The sequence below is a fragment of the Nonomuraea sp. NPDC049784 genome (genome assembly GCF_040659615.1).
Lineage (GTDB): Bacteria > Actinomycetota > Actinomycetes > Streptosporangiales > Streptosporangiaceae > Nonomuraea.
Genome location: NZ_JBFAMX010000019.1, coordinates 1 through 11,046 on the forward strand (window position 1 = coordinate 1; position 11,046 = coordinate 11,046).

Consider the following 11,046-nt stretch of genomic DNA (forward strand, 5'->3'; position numbering starts at 1 on the left):
CTCCAGGCACTGGGCGCCGCCTCCGACGTCATCGTGCCGCTGGGTGTAGTCGGCCGGGTCACGGGCGCTCTCACCCTGGCCCGTACCGACGCTGCGCTGGATGGCGCCGTGCACGAGGCGGCGCGCCGGCTGGTCGAGCTGGCCGACATCGACCCCGCGCGCAGGGGGATGGGGACCACGGTGACCGCCATGCTGTGGGACGGCTACCGGTTCGCCCTGGCTCATCTCGGTGACTCCCGCGGATATCTGCTTCGCGACGGCGCTCTCTACCAGATGACCAAGGATCACACACTTGTGCAGTCGATGGTGGACGAAGGGCGGATAACGGAGGATCAGGCCGCCGTGCACCCCCGGCGTTCGATGGTGCTGCGCGTGCTGGGCAGCGAGGGTAGGGCCGAGCCTGACATGGCGCTGCGCGAAGCCGAGTCTGATGACCGCTACCTCCTCTGCTCTGACGGGCTCACGACCGTGCTCGGTCCCGAGGTGCTGCACGAGGTGCTGACCACGGTGGCAGACCCGGGCGCGGCCGTCCAGCGGTTGATCGATCTGGCCAACGAGGGCGGCTCGCCGGACAACGTGACCGTGATCGTGGCCGACGTCGTCGCGCCGGGCGCGGGTGACGCGGCCGTCTTCCGGGTGGGCGCCGGCTCCTAGCGAGGATAGTAGACAGTCTCAGCTGTCTCACCAGCCACAAAGCCGAAATTTCGGCTCATAGCACGACACTTTCCGGGTGGTCCGCGCAATTTCGCGATGGCGCTACTACAGTCCATCGTGATTTGTCGGTTTTCTCGAGGAGTCACCCTGGACCCGATCGCGGACGAGCTGCTGAAGACGGTGCGGCAGGAACTCGGCTACAAGGAGAAGAGCGGCCAGTTCACCAAGTTCGGCCAGTGGTACGCGGATCGCGTCCAAGACACCCAGTACCGCGACGCGCCGTGGTGCGACATGTTCATCGCCTGGGCCGCGGACAAGGCCGGCATCAGCCAATATGTGGGCGAGTTCGCCTGGACGCCCTCCCATGCCGCCTGGTTCATGAGGCAGGGGGCGTGGAGCCAAAAGCCCGAGCCGGGAGCGCTGGTCTTCTTCGACTGGCGGGGCGGCAAGAATTACAAGGGCATCGACCACGTGGGGGTCGTGGAGAGCGTCAGCGGCTCGAAGATCCACACCATCGAGGCGAATGTGGACGGGGTCTGGCTCAAGCGCAAGACCAGGGAGACCGACAAGGTCGTGGGGTACGGCATACCGCGCCTGGTCAAGGCCGGGGCCGACAAGCTGGGCGAGATCCGCTCGACCGAACGGCCCTTCGTGCCGGCGCCGCGCTCGGGCCCGGGACACGGGTCCCCTTTGGACGTCTTAGGCACGCCGCCCGCGCTGTTGACCGCGATGGTGCTGATGACCGTCGTCCTCTCCCTCCGCGTCTCCGGCCGCCGCCGCGGCACCCACCGTCGCCTTCTCTGGCCCTGGAACGCACCAATCAACCCACAAGCACCCTCCGGCACAGCCGCCCCGGCCGAACGGGGGCAGGCCCGCGAGCCTGTCTCAGCCCAAGCGAAGGCCCCGGCGCGTCAGAAGACCTCGGCCCGTGAGAAGACGCCGGCCCGTGAGAAGGCGCCCGTTCGCGAACGGGCGCCCGCCCGTGGCAAGCCGCCGACCTCCGAAAACGCGGAACCCAAGCCGCATCCCACCCCGACGCCCTCGGCCCGCAGGACACGCGTCCCAGCGGGCACGGCGTCCAGGCATCCCGCGCAGACGAGACGCAAGCCCTACGAGCCCAGCTGACGCGAGCCCCCCAAGCACACGAAAAGCCGCGAAGGCCGTCAGTCCGTGAGGTCGATGACCACCTTGACGTCGTCGCCCGGCTGGAAGGCCTCCAGGGCGCGTGACAGCGGGACCCGCCGCGTGATGAGCTGCTCCAGCCACCCGGTGTCGGCCTTGGTCAGGGCGACGGCGGCGTCCCTGTAGTGCCGCAGGTTCGCGTTCACGGTGCCGAAGACCACGTCGTTCTCCAGCACGATGTCCCGGTTGATCACCCCCGCGTCCACCTGGTGCGTACGCCCCCCGGGGGAGAGACCGGCCAGGCAGACGATGCCCGCGGCGGCCGTGCTGATCATGGCCTCGATGACGAGCGCCCCAGCCCCTGTGCACTCGATGATGATGTCGGGCTTGTCTGAGGCGAACTCCTTCAGCGACGTACCCGAATGGTAGGTCCCCCCAAGGTCCTCCACCAGCCGCGACTTGAGCCCTGCTGGGGCGCGGTTGAGCACGTGCACCTCCAGCCCTCGCTGACGCCCCATCAGGGCCGCCAGCAGCCCGACCGGGCCGGCTCCGGTGACCAGCAGCGTCCGGGGTTCGAACCAGGTTCGCGACCCGATCCGCTCGATCTGCTCCCACGCCTTGGCGACCACCGAGGCGGGCTCGACCAGCATGCCGACGCTCTCCAGCGAACGATCCAGCCGCACGGCGTAACCGGCCTCGACCGTCCAGCGCTCGGAGCCGTACCCGTCGAGCTGCTTGATGCCCCGCTCGGTGTAGCGGTCGTTGCGGCACATGTCGAACTCGCCCCGTACGCACGCCCCGCACGGCACGGGGTCGGGCCGTCGTACCACGCCCACCACCAGGTCGCCCGGCGAGTACGCGGACCCCTCGGGCACCTCCAGCACCCGGCCGAGCGACTCGTGCCCGATGACCATCCGCTCACTGCCTGGCGGCGGCCAGCCGTACTCGGCCGTCGTCAGCTCCCTGTCGGTCCCGCAGACGCCCAGCGCCAGCCCCTGCACGAGCAGCTCGCCCTTGCCTGGCGTGGGATCTGGCACCTCCTCGACGGCGAGCGTCCCCTTCTTGCCCGGCGCGAATGTCAGCGCACGCATTCGGCCTCACCCCCTGGAGCCCTCTACCCCAGACGGACACGGCAAATAGTAGGACGTCATACTATCGAAATAGTAGGACGTCCTAGTATCTTTCGAAGGAGAGCCCTCACGAAGGAGTGAATAGGCGTGCACGTCCCGGAACACCCAGTGCGCTTCGTGACCGCCGCGGCCCTGTTCGACGGCCACGACGCGGCGATCAACATCATGCGGCGCATCCTCCAGTCACAGGGCGCCGAGGTCATCCATCTCGGGCACAACCGCTCGGTCGACGAGATCGTCACCGCCGCCATCCAGGAGGACGTCCAGGGGGTGGCGATCAGCTCCTATCAGGGCGGGCACGTGGAGTTCTTCACGTACCTCGTGGAGTTGCTGCGCGAGCGCGGGGCGGGGCACGTCAAGGTGTACGGCGGCGGCGGGGGCGTGATCGTCCCCGAGGAGATCGAGCTGCTGCACTCGCGCGGCGTCACCCGCATCTTCTCGCCCGAGGACGGCCAGAAGTACGGGCTCCCCGGCATGATCAACAAGCTGATCGAGGACTGTGACGTCGAGCTGGGCGACCCGCCGTCGGTGGAGGCCGTGGTCTCGGGTGACCAGGCGGCGCTGTCCCGGGCGATCACGCTCATCGAGTCGGGCCGCGCCACCGCTGAGCTGGTCGAGGGCCTCAAAGCCGCCGGTACGGAGAAGCGCGCTCCCGTGCTCGGCATCACGGGCACAGGCGGCTCGGGCAAGTCCTCGCTGACTGACGAGCTCGTACGCAGGTTCCGCGTCGACAACGACGACAAGCTGCGCATCGCGGTCGTCGCCATCGACCCCACCCGCAGGCGCGGCGGCGGCGCGCTGCTGGGGGACCGCATCAGGATGAACAGCCTGAGCCCTCAGACCTACTTCCGCTCCCTGGCCACCAGAGGCGCGGCCAACGAGGTGCCGGCCTGCATCGACGACGTGATCACCGCCTGCCGTGCCGCGGGCTACGACCTGGTGATCGTGGAGACGCCCGGCATCGGCCAGGGCGACGCCGGGATCGTGCCGCACGTGGACGTGCCCGTTTACGTGATGACGCCCGAGTTCGGAGCGGCCTCACAGCTCGAGAAGATCGACATGCTGGACTTCGCCGAGGCCGTGGTGATCAACAAGTACGAGCGGCGTGGCGCGGAGGACGCCCTGCGTGACGTGCGTCGCCAGCTCGTACGCAACCGCGAGGCATTCAGCGTCAGGCCGGAGGACATGCCGGTCTTCGGCACCATCGCCGCCCGCTACAACGACGCCGGGGTCACCGCCCTCTACCAGCACCTCAAGCCTCTCCTGCTGGCCGACTCGGGGCCCGGGCTGCTGTCCCAGGTGTCCGGGCGCACCTCGCAGGCGTCGGCCGCCATCGTCCCGCCCGCCCGGGTCCGGTACCTGGCCGACATCGCCGACACCGTGCGCGCGTACCACACGGAGACGCTCGCCCAGGCCGAGGTCGCCCGCCGCCGCCAGCAGCTCGCCGCCGTGCGCACTCTCCTGGACGACGCGCGGCTCGAGGAACTGGAGGCGCAGGCGGACCGGGAGCTCACCGACGAGAGCCGGGCCCTGCTCGACACCTGGCCGGCCGTCAAGGAGCGCTACACCGCCGACGAGCTGGTGGTGAAGGTCCGCGACCGCGAGATCCACACCCCGCTCTGGCGCGAGACCCTCTCGGGAAACCGCATCCCGCGCGTGGCCCTGCCCCGCTACAGCGACCACGGCGACCTGCTGAGGTTCCTGCGCGGCGAGAACCTCCCGGGGGCGTTTCCGTTCACGGCCGGGGTGTTCCCGTTCAAGCGTGACGACGAGGACCCGACCAGGATGTTCGCGGGGGAGGGTGACCCGTTCCGCACCAACAGGCGCTTCAAGCTGCTGTCCGAGGGCCAGCCCGCGACCAGGCTGTCCACGGCGTTCGACTCGGTGACGCTGTACGGCCACGACCCGGACCTCCGGCCCGACATCTACGGAAAGGTCGGCACCTCAGGGGTATCCATCGCGACGCTCGACGACATGAAGGTGCTCTATGACGGGTTCGACCTGTCGGCGCCCAACACGTCCGTGTCCATGACGATCAACGGCCCCGCGCCCACGATCCTGGCCTTCTACCTCAACACCGCCGTCGACCAGGCCCTCGACCGCTTCCAGGCGGAGCACGGGCACGCGCCGTCGGCCGAGGAGGCCGCCGAGCTGCGCGCCAGGACGCTGGCCACGGTCAGGGGCACGGTCCAGGCCGACATCCTCAAGGAAGACCAGGGCCAGAACACCTGCATCTTCTCCACCGAGTTCTCGCTCAGGATGATGGCCGACATCCAGGAGTGGTTCATCCAGAACGGCGTGCGCAACTTCTACTCGGTCTCGATCTCCGGCTACCACATCGCCGAGGCAGGGGCCAACCCGATCAGTCAGCTCGCCTTCACCCTGGCCAACGGCTTCACGTACGTGGAGGCGTACCTGGCCAGGGGCATGAAGATCGACGACTTCGCCCCGAACCTGTCGTTCTTCTTCTCCAACGGCATGGACCCCGAGTACAGCGTGCTCGGGCGCGTGGCCCGCCGCATCTGGGCGGTGGCCATGAGGGAGCGGTACGGCGCCGCCGAGCGCTCGCAGAAGCTGAAGTACCACGTCCAGACCTCGGGCCGATCTCTGCACGCCCAGGAGATGAACTTCAACGACATCCGCACCACCCTCCAGGCCCTGATCGCCATCTACGACAACTGCAACAGCCTGCACACCAACGCCTTCGACGAGGCCGTGACCACCCCGTCGGCCGATTCGGTGCGAAGGGCCATGGCGATCCAGCTCATCATCAACCGCGAGTGGGGTCTGGCGAAGAACGAGAACCCGCTGCAGGGCTCGTTCATCGTCGAGGAACTGACGGACCTGGTGGAGGAGGCGGTGCTCGGCGAGTTCGAGCGGCTGTCCGACCGGGGCGGCGTGCTGGGAGCCATGGAGACCGGCTACCAGCGCGGCAAGATCCAGGACGAGTCCATGCTGTACGAGATGCGCAAGCACGACGGCTCGCTGCCCATCATCGGGGTGAACACGTTCCGCAACGGGGACGAGCAGCCGCCGGAGCACAAGCTGGAGCTGGCCAGGGGCACCGAGGAGGAGAAGGGCTCCCAGCTCGACCGGCTGCGCGCCTTCCACGAGCGAAACCGCTCCGAGGGCCCCGCCCAGCTCGCCCGGCTGCGCGAGGTGGCGATGTCGGACGGGAACGCGTTCGAGGTCCTGATGGAGGCGGCCCGCCACTGCTCGCTCGGCCAGATCACGGAGGCGCTGTTCGAGGCGGGCGGGCAGTACCGCCGCAACGTCTGATCCGCACCGGGCATCCCGTCGAGGCCTTGTGACGGGCTTCCGCCAGGGCGGGTTTTCGCCACGCCGATGACCTTCCCGGGGGCATGGCCGCAAGGGTGGAATCCACCCCATGCCCCTCAATTTCCCCGCCAGAGCGCTGACCGCAGCCGCGCTCGCGGCGACGGCGCTGGCCGTACCCACGGGCGCGCACGCGGACTCGCGGGAGCCCGCGCCCCAGGAGACGGAGATCACCCTCATCACCGGCGACCGGGTCCACTATGTCGATCAGAAGGTCGTCAACGTGGACCGGCCGGACGGCGCCCAGGGCGGCGTCCAGGTCCTGCAGGCCGACGGGAAGATCTACGTGTTACCCGACGAGGCGGTGGCGGGGCAGCTCGACCTGTCGCTGCGCACGCTCCAGCGGCGGCTGCGGGCGCTGATGGACCTGGCGGGGGTGCGCACCCGCGCACAACTCGGCTGGCACGCCGCCCGCAACAACTGGGCCTGACCAGCGCACGCCGCGCTGGCCGATACGGGTGGCATGCGATCGTGCGCGCGGGGGACACGCGGGCGGGGAGCGGGGCGAGCGGACGGCGCGGATAGGATCACGAGGCGGGAACATCGCTAACCAGGAGGCTTTCATGTCCGACGTCACTTTCAAGGGCAACCCCATCGCCGTAGGCGGCACCTTCCCGAAGCCCGGCGACAGCGCGCCCGCGTTCAAGCTGGTGGCCGGCGACCTCGCCGAGCAGTCGCTGGGGGACTTCGGCCAGAAGACCAAGGTGCTCAACATCTTCCCGAGCGTCGACACCGGCGTCTGCGCCGCGTCCGTGCGCCGCTTCAACCAGGTGGCCGCCGACCACCCCGACGTGGCCGTGCTCTGCGTCTCCGCCGACCTGCCCTTCGCGCAGAAGCGGTTCTGCGGCGCCGAGGGGCTCGACAACGTGACCATGCTCTCGCTCATGCGGGGCCGCGAGTTCCTGGCCGACTACGGCGTGGCGCAGGAGTCGGGGCCGCTGGCCGGGCTGGCCGCGCGTGCCGTGGTCGTGCTCGACGGCGACAACAAGGTGGTCTACTCCGAGCTGGTGCCGGAGATCACGCAGGAGCCCGACTACGAGGCCGCGCTGTCCGCGCTCAAGTAAGCCGCGTCAAGTAAACCGCGCTCAAGTAAGCCGCGCGCCCCGCTGCCTACGGCGCCGCGTTCAAGCGAGCCTGGAAGTCGCCGGCCAGGTCCAGCAGGTGCTCGTCGCTCGTGGCGGTGTGCTGGAGGTCCAGGATGATCTCGTGGACCCCGGCCTCCGCCGCGGTGGCGAGGTACGCGGAGACCTGGGCGACCGTGCCGCTCCTGGGCGGAGCGCCCTGATCGGTGATGACCGGGTTGGCGCGCAGCACCATGCGTAGCGCGGCGGGATCGCGCCCGGCCTCCTCGGCGCTCCGGCACACCGTCCGCCACATCGCGGCGAGCATGGGGATCGGGAGCGCCGCCGTGAGCCAGCCGTCGGCCCGGCGGCCGATGCGGCGCAGCGCGGGCTCGGCGAACCCGGCCAGGTAGAGCGGCGGCCGGCTGGCGGGCTTGGGCTCGATGTGGCTGGGCACGATCGTCCACAGCTCGTGCTCGAACGACACCGGGTCGGTGCCCCAGATCACCTCCAGCGCGTCCAGGGTGGCGTCGTAGCGTTTCGCCCGCCCTTGCCACGGCACCCCCGCGGCGGCGTACTCGTCGGACGACCAGCCCAGACCGAGGCCGGCGACGAGCCGCCCGCCACTGAGATGGTCGATCGTGGTGAGCGAGCGGGCCAGGACCACGGGGGGATACCAGCAGGCGTTCAGCGCGCTCGTGCCCAGCCGTACGGAGGACGTCGCGGAAGCGGCCACCGACAGCACCGCGAACGGATCCAGGAACACCCGGTGCGCCTCCGGCATGTCGCCCCCCGGATAGCGGTCTTTCGGCCGCAGCGGTGTCATCAGCCGGTCGCCCGCCCACAGACCGGCGAACCCCATCGAGTCGGCCTCCCGCGTCACCCGCGACACGCTGGACAGCGCGGCGAACCTGCCGAACTGGGGAACGGCCAGCCCGATGTCCATCAGCTCAGCCCCTCCTGCCGACGCCGCCGAAGATCAGCGACGACTCGGGGCCGTCGGCGAAGTCGATCGTGTCGGCCTGGTCGGGACGCCATTCCGGCAGCCAGACGAGGCCGGGGTCGACCAGCTCGAACCCCTCGAACAGCGCCGCGATCCGCTCGCGGCTCCTGAGCGTGAGCGGGGCGTCGGTGCTCTCGTAGACCTCGGTGATCGTGTCCACCGCCGCGGTGCGGGCGTCGCTGGTGCCGTGGGACATGACGAGGTAGCTGCCCGGGGCCATGGCGTCGCGCAGGCTCGCGACGAGCTCATGGGGCCGGTCGGAGTCGCTGATGTAATGCATGATCGCCGTCAGCAGCACGCCGACGGGGCGGCTGAAGTCGATCGCCTCCATCACGTCAGGATGTTTCAGGATCTCGTCGGGCTTGCGGAGGTCGCCGCCCACCGCGGTCGTACCGCCCTGGCCGGCCAGCAGCGCCCTGGCATGCACCAGCACCACGGGATCACGATCGACGTAGACCACCCTGGCCTCAGGGGTGATCTCCCTGGCCACCTCGTGCACGTTGTCCTGGCCCGGCAGCCCCGTGCCGATGTCGAGGAACTGTGTGACGCCGGACCCGGCGAGGAAGCGCACCGCCCGCCTCATGAACGCCCGGTTGGCCCTGACCGCCGCGCGTAACTCCGGAGCCACCTGGAGGATCTTCGCCGCCGCCGCCCGATCGGCCGGGAAATGATCCTTGCCACCGAGGAAGTAGTCGTAGAGCCGGGCAACGTTGGGCGTGTGCGGATCGAAGGCTGGTGACTCTCTCTCCAACCGTCATTCCCCCGATCAAGAGTTAACGATCTTCGCCTTGGATTCTACGGTTACAGACCGACATTCGGTTGAATCTAGATGTGGACGACACCGGTGTGCCCCTGAAGATTCCCGATACCGTGCGGCGGATCGTGTCCCTGGTGCCCTCGCTGACCGAGTCGGTGGCCGCGACCGTGCCGGAGGCGCTGGTGGGGGCGACCGACTGGTGCTCGCACCCCGCCGAGCTCGACGTGGCCAGAGTCAGGGGTACCAAGAACCCGGACCTCGACGCGATCAGGCGGCTCAGGCCCGACGTGGTCCTGGCCAACGCCGAGGAGAACCGCGCGCCCGACATCGAGACCCTGCGCGAGTCGGGCATCGCGGTCTGGGTGACGAGGATCGAGACCCTCGAGGAGGCCTTCGCCTCGCTGGATCGCATGTTCAGGGAGGCGTGCCGTACCGGACGCCCCGCGTGGCTGGACGCTGCGGAGGAGGCGTGGCAGGCGCCCGCGGAAGGGCCGAGGAGGACGGCCATCGTCCCGATCTGGCGGCGGCCGTGGATGGTGGTGGGGCGCGACACGTTCACCGGCGACGTGCTCAGGCACCTCGGCGTGGACAACCTCTACGCGGGTCACGAGGAGCGATACCCCAAGATCCCGCTGCCCGAGCTGGTCGAGCGGCGGCCAGACCTGGTGGTGCTGCCCGACGAGCCCTACGCGTTCTCGGAGACGGACGGCCCGGAGTGCTTCCCCGGGCTCAGCTGTGCGCTGGTCAGCGGGCGGCTGCTCACCTGGTACGGCCCCTCGCTCGTGCGAGCGCCCGAGGCTCTGCGGCGCGCACTCGGCTGACCGGTCAGCTCGCCGCGTCCGTAGGGGCGGTCAGGGCCGCGTCCACGGAGGCGGGGGAGAGCACGTGCTCCATCACGATCACCGCCATACCCACGATCCCCGCCTGGCCTCCCAGCGAGGTGGGGACGATCTCCAGATTCCTGGTCGTGTACGGCAGGCTGCGGCGGTAGACGATCTCCCGGATGCCCGTCAGATAGTGCTCCCTGGTCTCCGCCATGTCCCCGGCCAGCACCAGCACGCCCGGGTTGAGCAGGCTGACCGCGGTGGCCAGCACGATGCCCAGCGTGCGGCCCGCCTCCTGAGTGCGCGCGATGGCCTCGGGGTCGCCGGCCTGCACGAGGCGCACCACGTCGCGGCTGGACTCCTGACCCAGGTCGACGGCGAGGGCGTGGCCGCTGGCCAGCGAGGCCACGCAACCGCGGGAACCGCACGTGCACACCTGGTCGTCGGTCTCGCGCAACCGCACATGCCCGATGTTTCCGGCGGCGTCCTCGACTCCCCGATAAATCTGCCCATCGAGAACGATGCCGGTGCCGATGCCGGTCGACACCTTGATGAGGATCAGCGAGTCCGTGTCCCGCCACGACGACCACCACTCGCCCAGCGCCATCGCGTTGGCGTCGTTCTCGACCAGGATGGGCACGTCGTACGTCTCCCCGATCGCCCCGCCCACCGGATAGTCGTCCCACCCCGGCATGAGGAACGATCTGATCACCCGCCCGCTGGTGTGGTCCACGGAGCCGGGCACGTCGAGCCCGATGCCGCACACCTCGCTCGCCGGCCGCCCGGTCCTGTCGAGCATCCGCTGGAACGCCTGCCGCACCCACGACAGGACGGCCTCGGGCCCGAGCTCGATGCGCATCTCAGTGCTCTCCTCGGCCATTGGCCTGGCGGCCAGGTCGGTGAGCGCCACCCTGGCATGGGTGGCGCCCAGGTCCGCCACCAGCATCAGGCGCCTGGTGGCGTCCACGTCGAGCACCGAGGGCGGTCGCCCGCCCCCGGAGGTGCCGACGCCGGACTCATGGATGTATCCGGCGTCGATGAGCCGGTCGACCCGATCGGTGATCGTCGATCGGGACAGCCCGGTGTACTCGATGAGTTCCTTGCGTGTACGGCAGGTGCCATTGCGGATGAGCTGGAGGATCTGCCCTGCCGTCAGCAT

Annotated in this window: 10 protein-coding genes; 6 read left to right on the forward strand and 4 right to left on the reverse strand. The window is 69.6% G+C overall.

All coding sequences use genetic code 11. The features are described from left to right. The coding region (locus AB0J09_RS07560; RefSeq protein WP_360686717.1) for a hypothetical protein at window positions 1–654 on the forward strand (654 nt) is incomplete at its 5' end. A 96-nt stretch (window positions 655–750) separates the two neighbouring features. After that, entirely contained in the window at window positions 751–1,779 is a 1,029-nt protein-coding gene (locus tag AB0J09_RS07565; RefSeq protein ID WP_360686720.1) for a CHAP domain-containing protein, read from the forward strand. Between the two features lie 38 nt (window positions 1,780–1,817). Here the strand turns inward: AB0J09_RS07565 and AB0J09_RS07570 are convergent, their stop codons facing one another. Further along, complete coding sequence (locus tag AB0J09_RS07570) at window positions 1,818–2,867, reverse strand: glucose 1-dehydrogenase (protein WP_360686723.1); 1,050 nt, start codon at window positions 2,865–2,867, stop codon at window positions 1,818–1,820. A gap of 126 nt (window positions 2,868–2,993) precedes the next feature. Between AB0J09_RS07570 and icmF the strand changes: the two genes are divergently transcribed. The 3 genes from icmF to tpx all read left to right on the forward strand — a co-directional run bounded on the left by icmF (window position 2,994) and on the right by tpx (window position 7,306). Then, entirely contained in the window at window positions 2,994–6,185 is a 3,192-nt protein-coding gene (gene icmF, locus AB0J09_RS07575; protein ID WP_360686726.1) for a fused isobutyryl-CoA mutase/GTPase IcmF, read from the forward strand. Window positions 6,186–6,294: 109 nt separating this feature from the next. After that, window positions 6,295–6,672 carry a hypothetical protein gene (locus AB0J09_RS07580; protein ID WP_360686729.1) on the forward strand — a complete coding sequence of 126 codons (378 nt, stop codon included), beginning with the start codon at window positions 6,295–6,297 and terminating at the stop codon, window positions 6,670–6,672. A gap of 133 nt (window positions 6,673–6,805) precedes the next feature. After that, entirely contained in the window at window positions 6,806–7,306 is a 501-nt protein-coding gene (gene tpx, locus AB0J09_RS07585) for a thiol peroxidase (protein WP_360686732.1), read from the forward strand. Between the two features lie 46 nt (window positions 7,307–7,352). Here tpx and AB0J09_RS07590 read toward each other — a convergent pair whose 3' ends face one another. Further along, window positions 7,353–8,249, reverse strand: a complete 897-nt coding sequence (locus AB0J09_RS07590) for a TIGR03619 family F420-dependent LLM class oxidoreductase (protein WP_360686735.1) — start codon at window positions 8,247–8,249, stop codon at window positions 7,353–7,355. A gap of 4 nt (window positions 8,250–8,253) precedes the next feature. After that, window positions 8,254–9,057 (reverse strand): SAM-dependent methyltransferase, encoded by an 804-nt coding sequence (locus tag AB0J09_RS07595; RefSeq protein WP_360686738.1) that lies wholly within the window; start codon window positions 9,055–9,057, stop codon window positions 8,254–8,256. A 68-nt stretch (window positions 9,058–9,125) separates the two neighbouring features. On the opposite strand from AB0J09_RS07595, the gene AB0J09_RS07600 reads away from it, so the two are divergent. After that, window positions 9,126–9,884 carry a helical backbone metal receptor gene (locus AB0J09_RS07600; RefSeq protein ID WP_360686741.1) on the forward strand — a complete coding sequence of 253 codons (759 nt, stop codon included), beginning with the start codon at window positions 9,126–9,128 and terminating at the stop codon, window positions 9,882–9,884. Window positions 9,885–9,888: 4 nt separating this feature from the next. Here AB0J09_RS07600 and AB0J09_RS07605 read toward each other — a convergent pair whose 3' ends face one another. Continuing rightward, window positions 9,889–11,046 carry an ROK family transcriptional regulator gene (locus AB0J09_RS07605; protein WP_360686744.1) on the reverse strand — a complete coding sequence of 386 codons (1,158 nt, stop codon included), beginning with the start codon at window positions 11,044–11,046 and terminating at the stop codon, window positions 9,889–9,891.